This window comes from Mycobacterium sp. WUMAC-067, assembly GCF_020217485.1.
Classification (GTDB): Bacteria; Actinomycetota; Actinomycetes; order Mycobacteriales; family Mycobacteriaceae; genus Mycobacterium.
The window spans coordinates 1-23030 of sequence record NZ_JAEKMI010000059.1; the positions used below are offsets into that span (position 1 = coordinate 1).

General features: G+C 66.9%; 14 protein-coding genes. 10 read left to right on the plus strand and 4 right to left on the minus strand.

Going from position 1 to position 23030, the window contains the following annotated elements:
* Nucleotides 1–48: 48 nt before the first annotated feature.
* Entirely contained in the window at nt 49–1455 is a 1407-nt protein-coding gene (locus tag JF781_RS24645; protein WP_225330099.1) for an aldehyde dehydrogenase family protein, read from the minus strand.
* Between the two features lie 214 nt (nt 1456–1669).
* Between JF781_RS24645 and JF781_RS24650 the strand changes: the two genes are divergently transcribed.
* Nucleotides 1670–2584, plus strand: coding sequence for a YgcG family protein (locus JF781_RS24650; RefSeq protein WP_225330098.1), 915 nt, complete (start codon nt 1670–1672; stop codon nt 2582–2584).
* Here JF781_RS24650 and JF781_RS24655 read toward each other — a convergent pair.
* Both JF781_RS24655 and JF781_RS24660 read right to left on the minus strand, forming a co-directional pair.
* A complete protein-coding gene (locus JF781_RS24655; RefSeq protein WP_225330097.1) occupies nt 2574–3266 on the minus strand; it encodes a Type 1 glutamine amidotransferase-like domain-containing protein in 693 nt (230 codons plus the stop codon). The genes JF781_RS24650 and JF781_RS24655 overlap by 11 nt on opposite strands.
* A complete protein-coding gene (locus JF781_RS24660; protein WP_374109772.1) occupies nt 3263–13102 on the minus strand; it encodes a BTAD domain-containing putative transcriptional regulator in 9840 nt (3279 codons plus the stop codon). The genes JF781_RS24655 and JF781_RS24660 overlap by 4 nt, the downstream gene beginning before the upstream one ends.
* A gap of 206 nt (nt 13103–13308) precedes the next feature.
* Between JF781_RS24660 and JF781_RS24665 the strand changes: the two genes are divergently transcribed.
* From JF781_RS24665 to JF781_RS24690, 6 genes are all read left to right on the plus strand, one after another.
* Nucleotides 13309–15879, plus strand: a complete 2571-nt coding sequence (locus JF781_RS24665; protein WP_225330095.1) for a SpoIIE family protein phosphatase — start codon at nt 13309–13311, stop codon at nt 15877–15879.
* A complete protein-coding gene (locus JF781_RS24670) occupies nt 15879–16196 on the plus strand; it encodes an STAS domain-containing protein (RefSeq protein WP_225330094.1) in 318 nt (105 codons plus the stop codon). The genes JF781_RS24665 and JF781_RS24670 overlap by 1 nt, the downstream gene beginning before the upstream one ends.
* An 89-nt stretch (nt 16197–16285) precedes the next feature.
* On the plus strand, nt 16286–16717 hold the full coding sequence (locus JF781_RS24675; protein WP_225330093.1) for a nitroreductase family deazaflavin-dependent oxidoreductase: 432 nt from the start codon (nt 16286–16288) through the stop codon (nt 16715–16717).
* A 141-nt stretch (nt 16718–16858) separates the two neighbouring features.
* Nucleotides 16859–17149: a hypothetical protein gene (locus tag JF781_RS24680; protein ID WP_225330092.1), complete on the plus strand. Its 291-nt coding sequence runs from the start codon at nt 16859–16861 to the stop codon at nt 17147–17149.
* A 135-nt stretch (nt 17150–17284) separates the two neighbouring features.
* Complete coding sequence (locus JF781_RS24685; RefSeq protein ID WP_225330091.1) at nt 17285–18217, plus strand: SAM-dependent methyltransferase; 933 nt, start codon at nt 17285–17287, stop codon at nt 18215–18217.
* Nucleotides 18214–18849 (plus strand): class I SAM-dependent methyltransferase, encoded by a 636-nt coding sequence (locus JF781_RS24690; protein WP_225330090.1) that lies wholly within the window; start codon nt 18214–18216, stop codon nt 18847–18849. Before JF781_RS24685 ends, JF781_RS24690 begins: the two co-directional genes overlap by 4 nt.
* A gap of 96 nt (nt 18850–18945) precedes the next feature.
* On the opposite strand, the gene JF781_RS24695 is transcribed toward JF781_RS24690, so the two are convergent.
* Nucleotides 18946–19584 (minus strand): chitin-binding protein, encoded by a 639-nt coding sequence (locus tag JF781_RS24695; RefSeq protein ID WP_225330089.1) that lies wholly within the window; start codon nt 19582–19584, stop codon nt 18946–18948.
* 202 nt (nt 19585–19786) lie between these two features.
* Here JF781_RS24695 and JF781_RS24700 point away from each other — a divergent pair, with 202 nt between their 5' ends.
* The 3 genes from JF781_RS24700 to JF781_RS24710 all read left to right on the plus strand — a co-directional run bounded on the left by JF781_RS24700 (nt 19787) and on the right by JF781_RS24710 (nt 22985).
* On the plus strand, nt 19787–20500 hold the full coding sequence (locus tag JF781_RS24700; protein ID WP_225330088.1) for a VIT family protein: 714 nt from the start codon (nt 19787–19789) through the stop codon (nt 20498–20500).
* 98 nt (nt 20501–20598) lie between these two features.
* Nucleotides 20599–21441, plus strand: coding sequence for a thioesterase family protein (locus JF781_RS24705; RefSeq protein ID WP_225330087.1), 843 nt, complete (start codon nt 20599–20601; stop codon nt 21439–21441).
* Nucleotides 21442–21443: 2 nt separating this feature from the next.
* Nucleotides 21444–22985, plus strand: a complete 1542-nt coding sequence (locus JF781_RS24710; protein WP_225330100.1) for a class I adenylate-forming enzyme family protein — start codon at nt 21444–21446, stop codon at nt 22983–22985.
* Nucleotides 22986–23030: the final 45 nt, after the last annotated feature.

A 23030-nucleotide genomic window follows, 5' to 3' on the forward strand; every position in this document is an offset into this window, starting at 1 on the left:
GCATTAATCTCGCCGTGGCGTTACGCCCGCGGAGCTCAGGGCAATCGGTCACAGACCGATGTAGACCGCCTTGGTGTTGAAGTAGGCCTCGATGCCCTTGCGGCCGCGCTCGCCGCCCCATCCTGACTGCTTGTGGCCGCTGATCGGCATCGACGGGTCCGCCGCGAGTGAGGAGTTCACCCAAACCTGGCCCGCGCGAAGCTCATTCACCATACGGTGGGCGCGGGAGAGGTTCTCGGTCCAGATGGAGCCGGCCAGCCCGTAGTGCGTGTCGTTCGCGGCGGCGATTACCTCGTCCTCGTCGTCGAACGGGATCACACAACCGACCGGCCCGAAGATCTCCTCCTTGATGAGCCGCATGTCGGGTGTGGTGTTGGTGATGATCGTCGCCTCGTAGAAGTAGCCCTTGCGGTCCATCGGCTTGCCGCCGGTGATCACCTGCGCGCCGCCGGCCACGCCGTCGTTCACGATGCCTTCCACCCGCTTGCGCTGCTTGTCGCTGATCAGCGGCCCCAACACCGAATCGGGATCCTCGCTGCCGCCCATCGGCAGCATCTGGGCGAACTCGGCGAGGCGCTGCACCACCTCGTCGTAGATGCCGCGCTGGACGTAGATGCGCGACGTGCACGAGCAGTTTTGCCCCGAACCGGCGAGCAGGCCCATGCCCGCCCCCAAGATCGCCTTGTCGAGATTGGCGTCGTCGAACATGATCAGCGGCGACTTGCCGCCGAGCTCGAGCGTCAGCCGCTTGAGGTTGCCGGCGGCCGCCTTGACGATCAGCCGCCCGACCTCCGTCGACCCGGTGAACGAGATCTTGTCGACGTCCGGGTGCGCGGTGAGCGCGGCGCCCGTCGTCTCGCCGTAGCCGGTGATGACGTTCAGGACGCCGTCGGGCAGGCCCGCCTCGCGGAAGATCTCCTCGAGCTTCAGCGCGGTCAACGGCGTCTCTTCGGCGGGCTTGAGCACGGCGCTGCAGCCGGCCGCGAGGGCGGGCGCGACCTTGAGCATCGCGACGAAAAACGGCCCGTTCCAAGGGATGATGAGCCCGACGACGCCGACCGGCTCGAGCTGGGTGAAGGTGTGGTAAGTCTCCCAGGTGCCGAGCAGGCCGTCGGACACCAGATTTGCCGACTCGCCGTGGATCTTGCCGACCCAGCCGGCGTAGTACTTCAGCATGTCGACCGACACCGGGATGATGTGCCGCGCGGCGGTCAGGTTCATGCCGTTGTCTTGGCCCTCGAGCGCGGCGAGCTCGTCGGTGCGTTCCTCGATGATGCGCGCGGCGCGGAAGAGGACGTTCGCTCGGTGCGACGCGGGCGCCTTGCGCCACACGCCCGACTCGAAGGTCTCGCGCGCGCGGGCCACCGCGGCGTCGACGGCCGCCTGGTCGGAGTCGGGGACCTCGGTGATCAGCTCCTCGGTGGACGGGTTGAAGACCTCAATGGCGTTACTCACGGTTCTCAGTGGCCTTTCGCTCGCGAGAATGCTGTCGTTGCGCGACAGAGGTTACGCGCGTAACCAATAGGTGTCCAGTGCGTGGGGGAGTCGGCCGGGCGCGAGTATCGGGCGGATTCTGCTGGTCGCTGACGTGCGGAAAGGCGATTCGCGGCGGTTGGTCGCGGATGCGGCGCCTCCTGACCCAACGCGAATTGGCGGCTAAGTTACCTGTATGCGGATTGTTCGCCTGTTCGGTGCCGTCCTGACGATCCTCACCGCGGGCTTGCTGCTGGTGAGCCCCGCCGCCGCGCAGCCGCCCTCCAAGCTCACGGATCACATCACCGACGCCCAGGGGGTGTTGACCGATTCCGGTCGGGCCGCGGTCAGCGAGGCCATCGATCGGCTCTACCGCGATCGCCACATTCAACTGTGGGTCGTCTACGTCGACAACTTCAACCGGTTCAAGCCCGACAACTGGGCCGATCGCACCCGCAGCGCCAGCGGAATGGGCGGCCAGGATGCGCTGCTGGGCATCGCGACGAACACCAAGACGTACACGTTCACCGTGCCGCCGCAGGTGCAGGGCCCGACCGCCGCGGGGTTGGATAGTCTGCGGCGCAATCAAATTGAGCCCGTGCTGGGCGCCAAAGACTGGAGCGGTGCGGCGGTCGCCGCGGCCGACGGGTTGGACAAATTGGCGAGTTCGGCCAAGCCGGCGAGCTCGTCGAAGCCGATCTGGCCGCTGGTCGCGATCGGTGTCATCGTCGTCGCGGTTGTTGTGCTGCTTCTCGTGCTCTATCGCGCGCGTCGTCGGCGGCGCGCCCGTCTTGGCGGCGGGCAGGCCAGCATTGAGGGGAGCGGTGATTCGTTGCCGCAGGCGCTGTCCACCGCGGATGCCCGGTTGCGCCAAATCTCCGACTACGTCGCCCGGCACCACGACAGCGTCGGCGCCGAGGCGCAGGCCCGGCTCGACGAGGCCAAGCGGCATTTGGCGGCGGCGCACGGCAAGGAATCCACTAACGACGCCGAAGCGATCGCGCATGCCAACCAGGCATCGACGCTGGCCGCCCAGGCGCAGACGGCGGCGAACGCCGACGTGCTGGCAGCGCACCGCCCACGACGACGAGGTACCACGTCTAAGCGATGAGCGGTGGACTCAACAGGGATTGCACGACGCGGGTGCCGTCGTAGACGAATTTGTGCGCGGGATAACGCAGGGGCTCGACGGTGCTATCAGGGTGCACGACGACTCCGCCGCCAGAAGGGGTGCCGAGCCCGGTCGCTGCCCCCTCCAGTAATTGGATTGTCCGCGACAGCCGCCCCCAGTCGGCGCGTTCGTCGTGCACGTCGATCACCATAGGGGCGAGATTGAAAACGTCGAGCAGTTCGGTGCCCGGGGACTCGACGATTCCATAGCGTCCGAGCTGGACCGCGCCAGCCGAAATGCCCACCAGGACGGCCCCTTTGGTGTAGCGGTCCAGGATCGTCTGCTTCATGCCGGTTTCCTCGAACGTGTTCCAGCCGAGGCGGACATCCCCGCCCGCGAGGACGATCAATTGGGTGTTCTCCAGGAAGGCGCGGTGGGCGGGGCCGAAGGACGAATGGATCATGCAATGGTCGGTTATCCCGACGGCATCGACGGCCGCCTCGAAGATTTCGTAGAACTCCGGCCGATCGCCATTGGAGGCCCCGACGTAGGCGGCGCTCAACGGTTTGTCTCGGGGCAACCCGTCGAGCGCCGCTTCCAGTAGCAGCCGGCCGTCGCCCTTCCAGAACAGCAGCTGACTGTCTGCCAGTAGATACAACGGATTGAGTTGTGGCGCTGTCACTTCGGCTGATCTTTACCGGTGAGCTCATCGAACCGCGCGAGCGCGGCGTCGAGGTCTTCCTGGTCGAACGTTTCGATGCGGTCGATCAGGCCACCGCTCACAGTCAGAACGTTGACTTCGAGCCACTCGAGGTCGAAGCCGTCCTGCGAAGCACCACGCGACGACTGCGTGAAGACTGCTCCGAAATTGCTCAGCCGATGCACCGTATTGATATAGAACTTGGCTTGCGGCGCCAGCTCCCATGTGGCGCGGATGTATGGGACCAGCTCGCCGGGGGAGAACGCTCTACCTCGGCGGTGGTCGATATTCACCCAGTCCGGCGTTGTCGCGGGCAGCTCGTGTCCGTTGAACGCGTCGAGGGCTCGCAAGATAACCGACCACGTGTGCGCGTGGGCGGCGCCTTCGCCAGCGAGGTAGCGGGCGTCGAGTTCTTCGAAGGCTGCATCGATATCGTCGACGTCGAAAAAGACGTGGGCGGCGATCCGCCCGTCGGCGTGAATTTCCGCGATCCCCAGCAACTCTACGGCAAATCCCTCCTGCCGCGAGTCAGGATTGAACGAGCGGACGCGGGCGAGCGAGAGGCGCTCCCCGCGAGTCGCGATCGCCGTCAAGGATACCTGCGCAAGGCCGTCGGCCAGTGCTCGCATATTTGCCATCACAACATCGCGACCGTCCCAGAAGCCGACATTCACCACCCGACGTCGATCGTCGACGAAACTGTCCGGGGCCAAGATCTCGGCTATCGCCGCCCAATCGTGGGTGCTCGAGCGGTCAAAGAGCCGGTGTTCTGCGCGGCTTGCCGCGTTCTCCAGGCTCCGCGTCTGGCCGTGCAGCTCATCGAACCTCGCCAGCGCGGCGTCGAGGTCGGACTCGTCGAATAGCTCACAGCGGTTGATCCGATCGCCTTCGAAAGTCATCACGTCGATCACCTGCCACTCGGCGTCGAAGCCCTCGGGCGAGGTCCCAATCGCGACGTGGGTGATCACGGCGCCAAGGTTGGTCAGGCGGTGCACGGCGGCGACGTAGAGGTGGGACTGCGGCGAGAGTTCCCATGCGACAGAGAGATACGCCGCCAGATCACCCGTGCCGATCGGCACGAGTCGTCTGTGATCGATGTTTACCCAATCAGATGTCGTCGCCGGGATTTTCCGCTGATTCAGCGCCACGAACGCGTCCGTCACCAGCGCCCAGGTGTGGGAGTGGGTGGAGGCCTCCCCGGTGAGGTACCGCGCGTCGAGTTCGGCGAGGGCCGCGTCGAGGTCGTCGGGGTCGAACACCACGCTTGCCACGATTCGGTTGTCATCGTCAATTTCGATCATGCCCAGCGCCGCAGCTTGGGATGCCTCGGGCAGCGAGCCTTGGCTTGCAAAGGTGAAACGACAGAGGGCGAGGCGTTCGCCGCGGGTGGCAAGCACGGTCGATCTCACATCAGTCATCCAGACATCGGCGGTGGCCCGCCAGTTCGCCATCTCAAGGTCTCGTCCGCGTCGGATACCGGCGTTTAAGACGCGACGGCGATCGTCTGAGAAGAACCCGTCGGCGAGTAGTTCTGCCATTGTGTCCCAATCGCGGACCGCAAAATGCGCCAGAAACTTCTCGACAACCCGGGTTGCCGCATTATTTAGCCGTTGCGGCATTGGGCGCAATTCCTCAAACCGGGCAAGCGCTTTGTCGACATCGCTCTCTTCGTATATCTCCAACCGTGGCTCGTGGGGATCGAGCAAAAAGGAGCGGGCCCATTGCAATTCGTTCCCCCGCGCATCAGTGCCTTCGATGATGGCGCTTGCGACCACGCCGTGGGCATCGAGAGCATGTACTGCCGTCGCCCAATAGCGGGCGTCTGGTACGAGGAGCCACAATTCCTCAATCGCCCGCCGGAAGTCTCCGTCTGCGAACGGGACTCGTCGATGATCGGTGTATGCAAGTCGCTCGATCATCGGTCCCGGATCGTGGCTGTTGAGCTCGCGGAGGATGTCCAGGGCACACACCCAGGCGCTCGCGTATGGAGCCGCTTCTCTCGCCAGGTACCGCGCATCGAGTTCAGCGATGGCCGTGTCGAGTTCGTCCGAATCGATTACGACGTATCCCGCGATTCGGTTGTTACCGTTGATCTCGACGACGGCGAACGCAGCAGCGGAATACGCCTCAGAGGACTGGTCGTGGTTTGTGAAGGCGGTGCGGAAAAGCGCGAGGTGCTCTCCGCGGATAGCGACGGTCGACGTTACGTGAGTGCTCCAGACTTCACTAGTAGCACGCCAATTCGCCAGTTCAGCATCGCGGCCACGCCGGATCCCGGCATTCAAGACTCGACGACGGTCGTCTGAGAAAACGTCGTCGGCTAGCAGTTCTGCCATTGCAGGCCAGTCGCGCACCGCATAGCGCGCCAGGAATTTCTCGGCCACTCGGGTAGCCGCATTCACGAGCTCGGTTGTCGGCCTGCTGAGCTCCTCGAACCTCGCGATCGCGGTATCCAAATCGGCCTCGTCGAACAACTCGCCCCGGCTGACCAGATCGCCTTCGAACGTGAGAAGGGCGATCTCCCGCCATTCGACGTCGGATCCGTTTTCCATGGTGCCATGCGCCCAGTGGGTGACGACCGCTCCTCGATCGTTCATGCGATGCACCGCGAGGATGTGATTCTTGATGTCTCGGGCGAAGTCCCAACCGGCACGGAGGTATCCGATGAGGTCACCTGGCGGGAAAGCGGTCGCCCGCCGGTGGTCGATATTGACCCAGTCCTGGGTATGGGCGGGGATCTGATGCCTGTTGAGCGCGGCGTCGCCCGCCATGAGCAGCGACCACGTGTGCGCGTGGGCGGCCGCTTCGCCGGCAAGGTAGCGAGCGTCGAGCTCCTCGAACGCCGCGTCGAGGTCGTTGGCGTCGAATACGACCCGCGCAACGACTCGGTTTTCGGTGTCGATCTCGACGAGGCCGAGCACCTCGCTGTGGAACGTGTCGGGTCCTTGCTCGGGGCCGAAGAATCGGGTGCGGCCAAGGAAGAGGCGGTCGCCGCGGGTCGCGACGACGTGTGATGTCATGTTCGCAATCCCGACGTCGGCCCAGGCCCTCATATTGTCGATATCGACATCCCGGCCCAGTTGGACTCCCGCGCCCACAAGGCGACGACGATCGTCACTCGAAATGTCGTCAGCCGTCATCTCTGCCATCGCATCCCAGTCGCGCGCCGCGAAGTGTGCCAGGAAGCGGTCGCTGACTTGGCTTGCCGTGTTTTGCAGCCGCGGTGCCTGCCGGTGCAGCTCATCGAATCTCGCCAGCGCGGCGTCGAGGTCTGCCTCGTCGAAGACCTCGACGCGACGGTAGAGATTGCCGTCGGTTATGCCAACGATGACTGTCCGCCACTCGGCGTCAAAGCCCTCCTCCGAAGTGCCGCGCGCCGTATGGGTGACGACCGCGCCCCGCTCATTCACCCGATGCACCGCTTCGACGTAGACGCTGACGTCTGGCGTGAGGTCCCACAGGGCGGGAAGGTAGCCCGTCAGATCCTCCCGCTCAGTCGTTAAGACCGCTCGATGATCTACGAACACCGAATCCGGTGTCATGCCGGGAACTTCGTTCCGATTGACCGCGGCGTAGCCTCGCATGATGACCTGCCACGCGCGCGCGTAAAGAGCGGCTTCTCCGGCAAGATAGCGGGCGTCGAGTTCGGCTATGGCGGCGTCAAAGTCGTCCACGTCGAAGAAGACGACTGCGGCGATTCGCTCGTCAGCGTCGATCTCGAGGACTCCGAGTACCTCGGTGAGAAAGGTTTCAGGTCCGTGATCGCGCCCCGAGAAGCGGAGACGCATGAGGACAAGGCGACTCCCGCGAGTCGCTATGGTCGCCGGCATCACCTTCGTGGTCCACAGGTCGGCGACTGTCCGCATATCTGCGATCTGGGCGTCTCGACCATGCTGGATTCCAGCGCCTACCACCCGACGTCGATCGTCGTTGGAAAAGTCATTGGAAAGCGTTTCCGCCATAGCGTCCCAGTCGCGAGCCGCGAATTGTGCTAGGTAGCGCTCGCCCACACGGCTCGCCGCGTTTTCCAATCTTGCTGCAGGCCGCCCGAGCACCTCGAATCTCGCGAGGGCAGCTCCGAGGTCGTTCTCGTCGAATAACTCAGTGCGGTTGACCATCTTGCGTTCCACAATGAGAACGGCAATCCCTCGCCACTCAGCGTCGAAGCCCTCGCGCGAAGTTTCACGCGCCGCGTAGGTCAAGACTGCGCCAAGGCTGTCCAGTCGATGCACAGTCTCGACATAGGTATTGATGACTTGGTCCCGATCCGACCCGGCGCGGATGTATGCAATCAGGTCATCGGGCCTCATCGCGATTTCTCGTCGGTGATCGACATTGATCCAGTCCGGAGCGGTAGTTGGTCGCTCGTGGCGGTTGATGGCCGCGTAACACTCGGTGATCAGCGACCACGTGTGCGCGTGCGACGCAGCCTCGCCGGCGAGATAGCGACCGTCGAGTTCGGCTATGGCGGAGTCGAAGTCGCCGGGGTCGAACGTGACGTAGGCTGCCATCTGGTTGTCGGAGTTGATCTCGACGACTCCGAGTTCCTCAGTGAGGACGCCGTCGGGCGCTCGGTCTGGGCCCGAGGAACGGGTACGGACGAGGGCGAGACGCGCGCCGCGGGTCGCAATGACTGTCGACGAAAAATTCGTGATCCCGACCTCAGCGATAGCTTGCAGGTTTGCAATTTGGGTATCTCGACCGTGTAGAACCCCAGCGTTCACCACGTGCCGGCGATCGTCGTGCGAAACATTGTCGGCCAGTATCGTCGCCACGGAGTCCCAATCGCCGCCTGCGAAGTACGCGAAGAAGCGCTCCGCCATCTGGCTCGCAGCGTTTTCCAGCCGCGGTGCCGGTCGGCTGAGCTCATCGAATCGCGCGATCGCGGCGTCGACGTCTGCCTCGTCGAAGATTTCGCAACGAGTACCCAGGTCGCCGTCGACCGTCAGAAGCGTGATCTGTCGCCACTGTGCTTCAAAATTTTCTTGTGACGTGCCGCGCGATGCGTGGGTTACGACGACTCCTAGGTCGCTAAGCCGATGTACCGACTCGATGAACGTCGTGAGATCCGGCGTGAGGTCCCACGAGGTGCGCAGGTACGCGGTCAGGCCATCCGCGTCCAACGTCGCGCGTACCCGGTGGTCGATCGTTGAAAAGTCCGGTGTTATTGGCAATTCCTCGTGCCGGTTGAATGCCGTATTGGCTCGCGCGATAACTGCCCACGTACGCGCGTGCGGCGCAGCGTCTCCGGCGAGATAGCGTGCGTCGAGTTCGGCGATGGCGGCATCGAATTCGTCGAGGTCGAACGCGGCCATCGCCGCAATCCGCTCGTTTGTGTCGATTTCGACTATTTGTAGGAAATCGACGCGGAACCCCTCTGATTCCTGGCCGTTTCGTGAGTAGCGGGCACGAGTGAGGGCGAGGCGCGCTCCACGCGTTGCAACGGCGTCTGAGCTCGCGTCCGTCACCTCGATGTCGGCCGCCGACCGATAGTCTTCGATCGCGGCTCCCGGGCCGCGTCGGATCCCGCCCCCTACCACCGAACGACGATCATCGCCGTAGTAGTCGTCGGTAAGGAGCTCGGTTATCGCAGCCCAGTCGCGGGCCGCGAAATACGCGTGCAGGCGCTCGTATACCCGCGTCGCGGCGTTCTCGAGCCGCGCTCGAGGATGTATCTCCTCGAATTGACCGTATGCGGCATCGAGTTCGGCCATTGCGGCGTCGAGGTCTTCGAGGTCGAACCACACCTGCAAGGAGATCTGGCCATCATTATCGATGCCATAAAGCAGCAGGAATTCGTCCTGCGGCGCCCCAGGGCCGACATCGTCCGCGCCTATCACCAATCGAGCGAGCGCCAGACGCTCGCCTCGCACGGCGATAACCATTTGGGTGACCCGCATCGGGACTTTTTCCAACACGCGCCTGTTCAGCTGTGGAAACTCGCCCGACGGGACGTCGATCTGTCCAAACCCGACAATCTTGCGGCGGCTCTCGATGAATCCATCCGGCGCGAAGAGTCGCTCGAACTCGTCCCACGCCTCACGATTTATCGCGGACGCCACGCGTTCGCCCGCGCGCACGCATGCGTTGTCCAACTCGACCCTCGACGGTTCTGGTCGAGCGGGTGCGCTCCGCTTCACATTCTCGCCGAGGATCGCGCGCGCCCTTTCCGCAAGCGCCGCAGCGCCTTTGCGTTCGTACAGCTCGACCGCTTGCTCGGCGGCGGCTCGCGCCGCTACGACGTTGCCGCCGCCCCCCAAAACCGTCGCCAGCGTCAGGCAGGCGTCGCCGTGATCAACCAGGGCGTCGGTGCGTTCGGCCAAAGTCACCGCCGCCTCGGCGACTCGCCGAGCCGCGTCGTAGTCACCGCCGCGCCCCAGCAAGTGTGCGCGAAGGGTGCGCCACGCGATCGAGGCCTTCAGCGCGTGACCGGCGAGACGCTCGCTTTCCGAACACAATTCGTCTGCCTCGGATTCGCGGTCGAGAGCAAGATATGCGCGGCCCAACAACGCCGCGGTCTCGGCGGTATCGGCGTCTAATCCCATGCGACGAAAACCGTTGTAGGCCTTGCGCAGATGCGGTTCAGCCGCAGCCGGATCGTCAACGACGAGCTCGACGATACCGGCGAACTGCTCCACCTCCAGTAGCGCATGGCGCAAGCCGAGCTCGTTAACCGTGCGCCGGGCCGAGTCGATCATCCGTCTGGCCGCGGCGGCGCGGCCGCGAAAGGCCTCCAGCACGGCCTGGCATCGCGTCGAGGTGGCCTCGACGGCAGGGGAGTCGGTCGTGATCCGAAGCAGCCGCACCACATCCAGACACCGCCCCCCGGCGCGCGGAACGGGGTTGGGGCCCCACAGCGCCGCCAGGGGGGCGCCCGCCAACACCGCGTTGACCCGGCGGTGTTCGCCCGCGCGCCGCGCCGCGTTCAGCGCGTCGTCCAGGGCGACTTCGCAGTCGGCGATCCGTCCCAGGCGGGCGAGGCATCCCGCTCGGACGGTGTGCGCCTTGGCTTCTCCGGCGGCGTCGGCGAGCTCGGCGAGTTTGGCGGCGGCCGCGCCCAGCGCGGCTTCGACCTCGTCCAACCGTTCGGGGTGAATCAGCATCGACAATTGCCCGTCGAAGCATGTGGCCCACGCCGCGAGCCGAGCCGAATCGACTGTCGCCGCGCGCAATTGGGAGACCGCGCCCGCCGCCGACGCCACATCACCGGCGGCCAACAAAGCCTCGCAACGCGCGACCAACAGCTCGGCGGCCTGATCGTCACGATCGGGCAGCTCGTCGTCAAGCTCTTCCAGCGCGTGCAAGGCGTGGCGGTACAGGTCGGCGGCACCTTCGTAGGCGAGTCGTGCCATCGCTTGGTCTGCCGCGCGCCGGCAATAGAAGACCGCCTTGGCTGCGTTTCCCGCCCAAGCACATTCGAAGTAGTGGTGCGCCAGCTCGGCCAGCAGATCGTCGTCGGCGCCCGGCAGCGTCTCCAGTATCGTGGCGATGCGCTGGTGTAATCGCATGCGCCGCACGGACGCCAGCTCGGCCAGCAGTGACTGGCGGACAAGAGCGTGGTTGAACCGATAGTTGCCGCCTGGTTCTTCGATGACGATGCCGGCTTTGCGCGCTTCGTCGAACGCGTCGATGAGGTCGTTGCCGACCACCTGCTCGACCAGCTCCACGGAGAACCGGCTCCCGACGACCGCGGCCGCGGCAAGCGCCTTGTTGGTCTCGACCGGCAGCCGAGAAAGTCTGCGGCTCACGGCTTCGCGAACGCCCTGCGGCAGGGTGCTCTGATCCCACGTGCCGCCACTCTCATCGACGTGGCGCAGGGCCTCGATGAGGAAGAAGGGGTTACCGCCGGTGACCGACGCCAGGGCGTGCGCGAGTTCCTCGTCGTCATAGCCGGCTTCGGTGACGTAGGCGGTCACGTCATCCTCGTCGAGGCCGCCGAGGCTGAGCCGGTTGGCCGTGCCGTCGCGGTGAAGATCGGCGAGCATCGCCGCCAGGGGGTGGGAGCGGTCGAGATCGGTGCTGCGGTAGGTGCCGACGATCTGCACGCGGGCGTGGTCGCCGAAGCGCAGCAGGTGCCGCAGCAGGAGCAGCGTCGGCTTGGCTGCCCAGTGCAGATCGTCGAGGATCAAGAGCACCGGCGCGCTCGCGGAGGCGATCTCCAGCAGGGCAACGACGGCATCGAAAAGTGCGTACCGCTCGGTGTCGGGATCCGCGTGCGACGGGGGAGCGAGATCGGGCACCACATCGGTCAGCCCGGGCACAAGCGGCAGCAACGCTTCGACACCGCGCAGCCCCCGCAGCCGGTCAGCGCCCATGCACGGCACGAGCGAACGCAACGCTTCCGCGAACGGCTGATAGGGCGCTCCGAGGTCCTCGTCGCACCGGCCGTACAGCACGACCGCGCCCTGGTCATAGGCCCGCTGCGACCATTCACCCGCAAGGCGCGTCTTGCCGACGCCCGGTTCGCCGGCGATCAGCACCGTGCGCACACCGCCCGCCAGCGCGCTCTGCCACGCAGACAGCAGCCCTTCGAGTTCGCGGCCACGTCCGACGAACGGCCCGGGGCCGACGAGCACCGCCGGAAGTCCGGGTCGCTCCATCGGCGTTTCGGCCGCCGCCGGCTCGGGACGCTGCTCGGCGGTTTCCAGCCGCAACTCGAAAACGTGCTCGGGCCGTGCGAGATTCCGCAGCTGGCGCATCCCGAGGTCGGTGAGCACCACGTCGTCGGCCAGCGAGTCGATGACGAGCTCGGCGGTCGCGCCCGAGCACAGGATCTGGCCACCCTCGGCCAGCGACCGCAGCCGCGCGACCCGGTTGACGGCCCGGCCGAAGTAGTCGCCGTCGCGAAGCTCGACCTCACCGGTATGCAGCGCCACCCGGATGCGAATGGGTTCCCGCAAGGCCCACGGCTCATGAGCGATCGCGTCCTGCAACTCAACCGCGGCCGAGGCGGCCGCCGAGGGCCGTTCGAAGACCGAGAAGGTTGCGTCACCCTCGCCGCGCGTCTTGATCAGCCGACCGCCACGTGAGGTGACCACGTGTTCGATCAGCTCGTCGTGTCGGGCGAGCGCCACCGCCATCGCGTCGGCGTCCGCCTCCCAAGCGGCCGTCGACCCCTCGATATCGGTGAGAAGGAACGTCACCGCCCGTGTCACCGACGGAACATGTTGTGCCACGGCAATATCCAGCGAAGAGTCCTGAGCGACGATCGCGGCCTCGAGCCGGCGAAGTTCGGGCCCGGGATCGACGCCGAGTTCGTCGGCAAGCAGCGCACGCGCCCGTTGGTAGGCGCCAAGGGCTTCGCCTTGCCGGCCGGCCCGGTAGAGGGCGAGCATCAGCTGGCCCCACCGCCTTTCGCGCAGCGGAGCATCAGCTATCGCGGCCTCGAGATCGCCGATGAGTTCCGCGGCTCGCCCCGTCGCCAGTAAGGCGTCCGCCCGATCCTCCACCAGCGCGGCATGCCCCTCGATCCACCGCGTCTTTTCGGACGTTCCGCGCCGGCCATCGGGAAGTTCGGGGATTCCGCGCCAGAGGGCAAGAGCCTCCTCGAATCGGGCCACCGCCTGGCTGGTGTCGCCCGCGGTGGCGGCCTCGCGCCCCAGTCGCGCCGCCGACTTGTAGCGCGAGGCATCAACCTCGCTGTCGGCGAGCACCCAACCCGCCCCCTGCGTCAGGACAAAGCCGTCACCCAGGATGCGGCGCAGCGACGAGATGTGGGTCTGGAGAGCTTTGGCGGCGGTGCGCGGCGGATCCTCACCCCACAGCAACTCGACGAGCGTGTCGGCCGGCACAACGGAACCATCGTGCAACCCGAGCATCGTGAGGATGGCGCGAGGTTTCGCGCCCGGGATACCGACGGCCGCTCCGCCTTGCCGGACCTGGAGAGGGCCTAAAACCCCCAGTTCCACCGCTAAAAGGGTACTCACCTCGCCTATCGTCGGTGGGGCAATTCAATACGCGGTCAAGATTCAGTAAAGACCCCAGCACCCGCGCGCCGGCAACACCACGCATTACCTTGGTGCCTATGGACAGCGACCGGAGTGACTCCGCCTTCACCTGGCAGGGCCGGCGCGAACTGGTGGGCCAGATGCACGACCAGCTCGATGAGCTGGAGGCGGCGCGCGACCAGATGGAACAACTGGTGCGGGTCATCGTCGAGCTCGGCTCCGATCTGGACCTGGACGTGACGCTGCATCGAGTCCTCAAGGCGGCGATGGAACTGACGGGCGCCCGCTACGCCGCCCTGGGTATCCGCGCACCCGACGGCAGCCTCGTTTCTTTCGTGCACGCGGGAATCGACGCCGACGCGGCGCGACGGCTCGGCGACCTCCCGGTCGGCGAAGGGCTGCGCGTCGACGATCTGAGCACTCATCCGCAGACCGCCGGGCTGCCCGCGCACGACCCACCGTTGCGGGCATTCCTCGGAATCCCGATCACGGTGCGGGCGGCCAACTTCGGCAACCTCTACCTGGCCGACGATCGGCCCGGCCGCGTCTTCACCGACTCCCAGGAGGGCGCCGTCCGAGCGATGGCCACGGCGGCCGCCGCCGCCATCGACAACGCACGGCTCTTCGAGCGGGAGCGTGAAACGGCCAAATGGACGAAGGCCAGTCGCGAGATCACGACCGCGCTGCTGTCCGGCGACCCACAGACGGGGCCACTGCAGCTCATCGTCAACCGGGCGCTGGAGTTGGCCGGCGCCGAGCAGGCGATCCTGCTGGTGCCGCGGGAGCCCGAATCGCCCGTCGACGACGTCGAAACCCTGGTGGTGGCCGCAACGGCGGGACGCTACTCGTCGGAAGTGATCGGCCGGCAGGTTCCGATGGAAGGCTCCACCACGGGTGGTGTGGCACGCCGCGGCCTACCGCTGATCACCGATTCCTTCCAGTACCCGATCGAGGGATTCACCGATGTCGGTGAACGCCCGGCGATCGTCATCCCGCTGATTGCGGATGGCGCGGTGCTCGGTGTCATCGCCGTTGCGCGGGACCCGCACCAGCCCCCGTTCGGCAACGACTACCTCGACCTCGTCAGTGACTTCGCCCGGCACGCCGCGATCGCGTTGGCGCTGGCGGCGGGCCGCGAACATGCGATCAATCAGGAACTGGCCCAAGCCGATACCGTCGAGGAAGCGGTCTACGCCGCCGCCGAGGAACTGCGGCGGCTCTGGCGGGCGCGCCGGGTCCTTGCCGTCACGTTCCCGGCGTACAGCTCGTCCACGGAGACGGCCTTCGGCGCACCGCAGGTGGTGTCGGTGGGTGAGCCCACGCAGTGGGCCGACCTGCCGCCCCACACACAAGAGGCGCTCAGATCGTTGCGCGACGGCGACTTCCTCACCCCGACCGCGATCCAGCCGGGAACGGCGGGCATCGCGCTGCAGCACCCGGAGGGCGTGCTCGTCGTCTGCATCGACCTGACCGAGCAACGCCCGTTCACCCTCGAGGACCAGACCTTGCTCACCGTGCTGGCCGGCCGCCTCGGCCAGGGCCTGCAGCGGGTGCACCAAGTCGACCAACAGCGCGAAACCGCCCTGGCCCTGCAGCACGCCATCCTCGGCCCGGCCGATCTGCCCAGCGGGTTCGCGGTGCGCTATCAGGCGGCCACCCGGCCGCTGCAGGTGGGCGGCGACTGGTACGACATCGTCGACCTCGAGGACGGGCGCATCGCCTTGGTTGTCGGCGACTGTGTCGGCCATGGCCTCGCCGCTGCCGCCGTGATGGGTCAGGTGCGCAGCGCCTGTCGGGCGCTGTTATTCGAAAACCCAAGCCCCGCTGCGGCTCTCGCGGGGATGGATCGCTTCGCCGCACGGCTGCCCGGCGCGCAGTGCACCACCGCGGTCTGCGCGGTGCTGACCCCCGACACCGGCGAACTGGTCTATTCCAGCGCCGGGCACCCGCCGCCCATCCTGGTGCACGGCGACGGCACCACCCAGATGCTCGACGACGGCCACACCATCGCGTTGGGAATACGGCGCGACTGGCCGCGCCCGGAGGCCCGCGTGACCATACCGGCGCGCGCGACCCTGCTGCTCTACACCGACGGCCTGGTCGAGCGTCGCCGCAGTCCGCTGGATCGGGGCATCTCCCGCGTCGCCGGCATCGCGCAGGACGCCCTCGGGCTGGGACTGGACGAGCTGGCCAACCAGATCATGACCCGCGTCGCGCCACAGGGCGGGTACCAGGACGACGTCGTTCTGCTGCTCTACCGCCATCCGGCCCCGCTGGAGCTGAACTTCCCCGCCGACGTCAGCCAACTCGCGCCCACCCGCAACGCCTTGCGCAACTGGTTGAGCCGGGTCCGGGTGGGCCCCGAAGAGGCGCTGAACGTGCTGGTTGCCGCCGGGGAAGCCGTCGCCAACGCGATCGAGCACGGCCACCGGCACAGGCCGGAGGGTCTCATCCGCCTGGGCGCCATCGCGGTGGGCGATCAGGTGAAGTTGACGATCACGGACACCGGCTCGTGGAAGGCGCCGCAGCCGGCTTCGCACCATCGTCGCGGCCGGGGCATCCCGCTGATGCGAAGCCTGATGCACGACGTCGACATCCGGACGGCCAACGACGGAACCACCGTTCACCTCTCGGCCAGGATCACCTGATGACCACGCCGCTCACGCTCGACACCGCGCGCGGCAGCGACGGGAAACTCGTGCTGGTCGCGGCCGGGGAAATCGACCTGAGCAACATCGACGTCTTCACCCTGGCCCTGTCCACCGCCGCCACCGGCGGCGACGGCGCGCTGCTTGTCGACCTCAGCGCCGTGGAGTACCTGGACAGCGCCGCCATCAACGCCTTGGCCGCCCACGCCGACCGCATCGAGCTGGTCGCCCACCCGATCCTGATGCCCGTCCTCAAGGTCAGCGGTCTGACCGAGCTCACCGCCATCGTGCCCGCGCCGCCGACCAGGATGCGGTGACGCACCCACTCGGTGCCGAATATTCTTGCGGCGCAACATATGAACGATTCTCGCTGGCCCATGCGTCCTCCGCGTGCCACGATGGCGTAATGGGTGACGACGCGCTGAGCTCGGAACGTGAATTCAACGAGAACAACATCGAGGAGTTCCGCCGCAACGGCGGCAAGGTCGGGGGGCAGTTCGAGGGCTTCCCGCTGCTGTTGCTGACGTCAGAGGGTGCGCGCAGCGGCGCCCAACGGGTCAACCCCGTCGCCTACTTCGACATCGACGGCAAAATCTATATCGTCGGCTCGGCGGCGGGCCGGGACAAACATCCCGCCTGGGTGCACAACATCCGCGCCATTCCCGACGTGTCCATCGAGATCGGCTCCGACGCTCCCAAGTCGGTGACCGCGCGCGAATTGCCGCGCGAGGAAAGGGATTCGATCTATCCCGTCATCGTCGAGCGCGCACCCGGCTTCGGCGAATACCAGCAGCGCACCGATCGCGTCATCCCGGTCTTCGAATTGATGAGCGACTGAAGACCCTCACTGCCAACAACATTCAAGCCCGTCAATTCGGCACACTAACGCACCGACTGCCGCACAATGATGTGCGCGGGTCTGGCCCGATGCGACGAGCCATCACCGCCCGCCCTGCCCGAAGACAAAGTGAGGTCGGCGATGAGACAGTATCTGCGGCGCTCCCTGATCGGCGCCTTCGCCCTCGCGCTGGCCGGGTTACCGGTAACGGTGCCCGGGACGCCGGCGATCGCCCGCGCCGACGGTGACTGCGCCCCGGGCTGGGGCTGGAGCGTCGAGCTGAATGAGTGCGTGTTCCTGTTGCCGGCCGCAAATGGACCGGGCGGCCCCGGCGGCCCGGGTGGCCCCGGTGGGCCGGGCGGCCCCGGTGGACCGGGCGGACCTGGAGGACCCGGCGGACCGGGCGCGCCCGGCCACCCCGGAGCGCATTAAAAGCCCCGTCTAGCTGCGGCGACGCAACGCTCGCACCGGGGATCTCGCCGGATGGTCGGCCGCCGGGAACTCCACCGGCCCGTCGGTCGTTATACCGGCTAAGTAACCGGTGATTCCGAGGGGGACAACAGCCGCATGCCACGCACAGACAACGACACCTGGGATCTCGCGTCCAGTGTGGGCGCGACCGCCACGATGGTGGCAGCCGCCCGGGCGATCGCGACCAACGCCGACAACCCGCTGATCGAGGACCGGTTCGCCGAGCCTCTGGTTCGTGCCGTCGGCGTAGACTTCTTCACTCGCTGGGTCTCCGGCGACTTGGTCGCCGCCGACGTCGACGACCATGAATCCGGCTGGAAGCTCGAACACATGCCCGCCGCGATGGCCGCCCGCACCCGTTTCTTCGACTCGTTCTTCCAGGCAGCGACGCAGGCCGGGATCCGGCAGGCGGTGATCTTGGCGTCCGGCCTCGATGCGCGCGCCTACCGGTTGGCCTGGCCGGCCGACATGACGGTGTTCGAGATCGACCAGCCCCAGGTGATCAACTTCAAGGCCACCACCTTGGCGCAGCTGGGCGCGGCACCGCAGACCGAGCTGCGCACGGTCGCTGTCGATCTGCGTAACGACTGGCCAAAAGCCTTGGTGGACGCGGGCTTCGACACGAGCCGGCCCACGGCATGGATCGCGGAGGGCCTCTTCGGTTATCTACCGCCGGAGGCCCAAGACCGCCTACTGGACAACATCACCGCACTGAGCGCTGACGGCAGCCGGCTGGCGTGCGAAGCTATTCCAGACATGTCCGAGGTAGACACCGAGAAGGCTCACGAGATGATGCGAAGGGCCACCGCGAAATGGCGTGAGCACGGCTTCGACCTGGAATTCGGCGATCTCGGCTACCAGGGCGAGCGCAACGACGTCGCCGTCTACCTGGACAACCTGGGATGGCAGTCGGTCGGCGTCCAGCTGAGTCAGCTGCTGGCCGACTCCGGCCTCGAGTCGATCCCGCAGACCAACGACTCCGTCTCGGTGGCCGACACCATCTACTACAGCTCGGTGCTGGCCAAGTGACCGCACCGCAGCGCCGCGGGCTCAACGAAGCGGTCACGCGGATGTGGAGCTTTCTGGCGCCGGCCTACGACCTGCCGTTTCTGCAACAGTGGGTGTACCGGCCGCCGCACAACGAGGTGATAGGTCAGCTGCGCAACCACGGGGCGGGAAAGATCGCTGATATCGCCTGCGGCACAGGGATTCTCAGCGACCGCATCCAGCGTGAACTGAATCCCGACGAGATCTATGGCGTCGACATGTCCGACGGCATGCTCAACCAAGCCCGGGCCAGATCGAATCGGGTGCAGTGGTTGCGCGGTCCGGCCGAACAACTTCCGTTTGACGACGGTGCGCTCGACGCCGTCGTGACGACCTCGGCATTCCACTTCTTCGACCAGCCCGCGGCGTTGCGCGAGTTCTATCGCGTGCTCGCGCCGGGCGGACTGGTGGCCGTCTCGGCGCTGAGCACGCGGCGACCGCGGCTGCAGTCATCAGCGCAGAATCGGTGGAAGCCGCAACACAACACGTCGGCGCCCGAGATGCGGGCGCTGTTCGAAAACGCCGGGTTCGTGATCAGCGACCAGCACCGGATCCCGCGGCCGGTATGGACGCGCCTGGTGTCCGATCTGCTGACCGTCGGCACCAAAAGCTGAGACTCGCGTCAAGCACGAAATGTGTTTGCCGCCAACGGTATAGACGACGATGCCCGCCTCGCCAATCGGCGAGGCGGGCAGCGCGTTCAGCGATCTTTACAGCGGAATCCAGACCCCGAAGAAGTCGAATCCCCACTGGTTGAAACGGGGGTTCCAGTACGGCGTTTCCTGGTAGCCCCAGTAGTTGATCGGGCCATAACCCCATGGACCGCCAGGCGGGGGGAGCGGCCGATCCCACGCCGGTCGCGGCGGCGCGCCGGGGCCCCACGGGCCAGGCCCGTCGCCCCACGGGGCGCCGTGGAAGTAGCCCCGCTGGTCATCGCCATGCCACGGACCGCCGGGACCACCGGGACCGCCGGGTCCACCCGGGCCGCCGGGCCCACCGGGTCCGCCGGGGTGATCGGGACCTGGGCCCCCGGGTCCGCCCGGGCCGCCCGGGTGATCGGGACCGGGCCCGCCGGGCCCACCCGGGCCTCCGGGGCCACCGGGATGATCGGGCCCGCCAGGACCACCAGGACCACCAGGACCACCGGGACCACCAGGACCACCGGGGCCGCCGGGATCATTCGGCCCGGTGGGAGCGTGAAAGCCCCCGGGTTGCGGTGCGCCATGACCACCGGGGCCGGGTGGCGGCCCGCCCGGCGCGGCGTTGGCAAACCCGGCGCCCATTCCCAAGGCCGCAGCACCGAGCGCTCCGGCGATGGTCACCCCTCCGACAAGTTGCTTCAACTTCACGATGCTTCACCTATCCACTAGGGACTTCTTCCACCAGGGATGTATTCGGAACCTCCCCCTGGCACAACCCAGACGCTAGATAGCTTTCCTATGGACTAGCTGTGTTTGGCCCCTGCAGTGTGTGGGTGGGTAGCAGGACGCGCCGGTTTGGCAAGGCTAGGTTGGCTAGTCGGCCACGGTTTTCCTCTATATCGTTGCCGCCGTGTCGAGTACGTCACATCCCGCCGAACCGCACGTCGGATCGGTGTCGTCGAAGCTGAATTGGTTGCGCGCGGGCGTGCTGGGCGCCAACGACGGGATCGTCTCCACCGCGGGCATCGTCGTAGGCGTCGCGGCGGCCACGACCCTGCGAGGCCCGATCTTGACCGCCGGCAGCGCCGGACTGGTCGCCGGAGCGGTGTCGATGGCGCTCGGCGAATACGTATCCGTCAGCACCCAGCGCGACACGGAAAAAGCGCTGCTGCGCCAGGAGCGCCGCGAACTGCGCGACGATCCCGCTGCCGAACTGGACGAGCTCGCCACGCTCTACGAAGCGAAAGGCCTGACGGCGGCCACCGCCCGCACCGTGGCCGAGGAACTCACGGATCAGAATCCGTTGCTGGCCCACGCCGAGGTCGAACTCGGCATCAATCCCGAGGAGTTGACGAATCCGTGGCAGGCGGCGTCGTCGTCGGCGCTGTCGTTTGCGATCGGCGCCCTGTTGCCGTTGATCGCCATCCTGGTCCCGCCGACCACGTGGAGGATCCCCGTCACCATGGCGGCGGTGCTCGCGGCATTGGTGGTCACCGGCGCGGTCTCGGCTGGTCTGGGCGGGGCGCCAAAGCTTCGCGCCGTGCTTCGCAACGCCATCGGGGGCAGCCTCGCGCTGACGATCACCTACGTGATCGGTCACCTGGTGGGCGCCGCCATCGACTGACCGGCACGGCGCATTCGCCGACTGGAAGCGCAACTGTAACATTCACGGTTGCGGGTCTCAGCAGGGTTCCGCGATCCCCTGACGCGAAGGGTCATGCAGTGGCCGAGCCCAATGTCGTTCCGGATGAAGCTCAATGGGCGGAACCGGCGTCGTATTTCGTTCGCGACGAAAAGTATTTCGTGCCAACGCGAATCGCGCGCGGCGGCTGGGGTCCATCGCTCAGCGGCCACGTCGTCGGCGGGCTCCTGGCGTGGGCGGTCGAGCGGGCCGCTCCGGACGCGCACCTGCAACCGGCGCGGCTCACCGTGGACCTGCCCCGGCCCACGGCGCTCAAACCGCTCGAGGTGCACACCGAGGTGCGCCAGGACCGACGGCGATTGCGGCTGGTCGAGGCCGTCATCATCCAGGACGGCGCCCCGGTGGCACAGGCCAGCGCACTGTTCTTGCGGCGCGGTCCCCAGCCCGGCGGACAGGTCTGGTCACCGCCGGTGCAGATGCCGCCGTTACCGTCGGGCCAGGATTACCCGACGCTGTTCATGCGCACCTACGGCTGGGGCTCGGAGGTGCAGAACCCCGACCCGGACTGGCGCCAGACCGAGGGCCCGAAATACGCCTGGTTGCACGAGGATCGCCCGTTGGTCGACGATGAACCGTTGTCCGCCTTCACCCGCGCCGCGATGGCCGGAGACATCACGGCCTCGATCGCCAACTGGGGCACCAACTCGCTGGAGTTCATCAACGTCGATTACACGCTGACGCTGGTCCGGCTGCCCGAGGGCACGCACATCGGGCTGGCCTCCCTCACGCATCACAGCCACGACGGGGTGGCCAGCGGCTCCGCGGTCCTGGTCGACGAGAAGGGCCCGATCGGCACCGGGGTGTCGGTCGCCGTCGCGCAGTCGGGATTTCGTCCTCCCTCCACCGACCCGTCGGTGCGGTGACGTTGGCTGGGAACGGCACGTTCTGGGCGTTGATCGCCGATGCGGCGCAACGGGATTCGAACCGGCCGCTTCTCGCCGACGAGCATGGACGCAGCCTGACCGCACGCCAGCTCCACGATGCCGCGTGCGCAACCGCCGCCGCCTTCGCCGAACGGGGGGTCCGCGCGGGAACCGTGGTGTCCTGGCAGCTGCCCACCACGCTGGAAACCATGGTGGTGATGGCCGCGCTGGCCCGGCTCGGGGCGGTGCAAAACCCGATCATCCCGTTGCTGCGGGAGAGCGAGGTCGGCTTCATCACCGGCCAGTTGAACACCGAATTCTTTGTGGTACCGGAGGTTTGGCGCGGCTTCGACCACGGCGGCCTGGCTCGCGACTTGGCGCGGGACAAGGGTTTTGAGGTCGTCGCCCTTGACCTGGAAACGCCCCCGGCCGGCGAGCTGCGGCTGCCCCGCGACCAACCCGGCTCCCTGCCCGCGCCCCCGAGATCGGCTGACGACGCCCGCTGGGTCTACTACTCGTCCGGGACTACCGCGGCTCCCAAAGGGATCCGCCACACGGACGGCTCGGTCATCGCCGGCTCGGCGGGAGTGGTGGGCATGGTGGGGGCCACGAGCAGCGACGTGGACCCCATCGCCTTCCCGGTCGCTCATATCGGCGGGGCGGCGATGCTGGCCACCGCGTTGCTGACCGGCATGCGGCTGGCGCTGTTCGAGTCGTTCGACCCCGCGACGACGCCGCTGGCCATCGCCGCCCACAACCCGACGTTCCTGGGCACGGCGACCCCGTTCTTCGTGGCGTTCCTCGAAGCCCAGCGCGCCCACGGTGGTCGGCCGCTGTTCTCGTCCGTGCGGGGTTGTCTGGCGGGAGGCGCGCCCATCACCGCCGAATTGGGGCGGCAGGTCCGCGAAACCTTCGGCATCGCCGGGATCGCCAACGCGTGGGGGATGACCGAGTTTCCGTGCGCGACTTCGCCTTCACTGACCGCCCCGCCGGAGGTGCTCGACCACACCGTCGGCCCGCCGGTGCCCGGGGTCAAGGTCCGCGTGGTCGACAGCAGAGAAATCGAACTGGGCGCCGGGCAGGAAGGGGAGCTGCGACTCAAGGGGCCCCAATGTTTCCTCGGCTACGCCGATCCCACGCTGGACGCCGAGGCGTTCGACGGCGACGGGTGGCTGCGCACCGGCGATCTCGGCCTGATCGATGCGGGCGGCAACGTCCGCGTCACCGGTCGCACCAAAGACGCGATCATCCGCAACGCGGAGAACATCTCCGCGCTCGAGATCGAGAATGCGCTCGCCACCCATCCCGCCGTCGCCGACGTCGCCGTCATCGGGATCCCCGATTCGCGCACCGGCGAACGCGTCTGCGCCGTCGTGGTACCCGCCACACCCGACGGTGTGGCATTGGAATCCCTTGTGCAACACTGCCAATCGCGGGGGCTGAGCCGTTACAAGCACCCCGAACATCTCGTGGTCGTCGACACGCTACCGCGCAATCAATTCGGCAAGGTGATCAAGAAGGACCTGCGCGAGACCTTCGGGTGACAATCCCTGCTCGCCGCGGGCGTAACGCCACGGCGAGATTCCGCT

Excerpts from the sequence above, each read along its gene's own strand:
- JF781_RS24650 (WP_225330098.1), top strand. The coding sequence starts at position 1,670 with ATGCGGATTGTTCGCCTGTTCGGTGCCGTCCTGACGATCCTCACCGCG.
- JF781_RS24660 (WP_374109772.1), bottom strand. The coding sequence starts at position 13,102 with ATGCTCGGGTTGCACGATGGTTCCGTTGTGCCGGCCGACACGCTCGTC.
- JF781_RS24665 (WP_225330095.1), top strand. The coding sequence starts at position 13,309 with ATGGACAGCGACCGGAGTGACTCCGCCTTCACCTGGCAGGGCCGGCGC.
- JF781_RS24670 (WP_225330094.1), top strand. The coding sequence starts at position 15,879 with ATGACCACGCCGCTCACGCTCGACACCGCGCGCGGCAGCGACGGGAAA.
- JF781_RS24675 (WP_225330093.1), top strand. The coding sequence starts at position 16,286 with ATGGGTGACGACGCGCTGAGCTCGGAACGTGAATTCAACGAGAACAAC.
- JF781_RS24680 (WP_225330092.1), top strand. The coding sequence starts at position 16,859 with ATGAGACAGTATCTGCGGCGCTCCCTGATCGGCGCCTTCGCCCTCGCG.
- JF781_RS24685 (WP_225330091.1), top strand. The coding sequence starts at position 17,285 with ATGCCACGCACAGACAACGACACCTGGGATCTCGCGTCCAGTGTGGGC.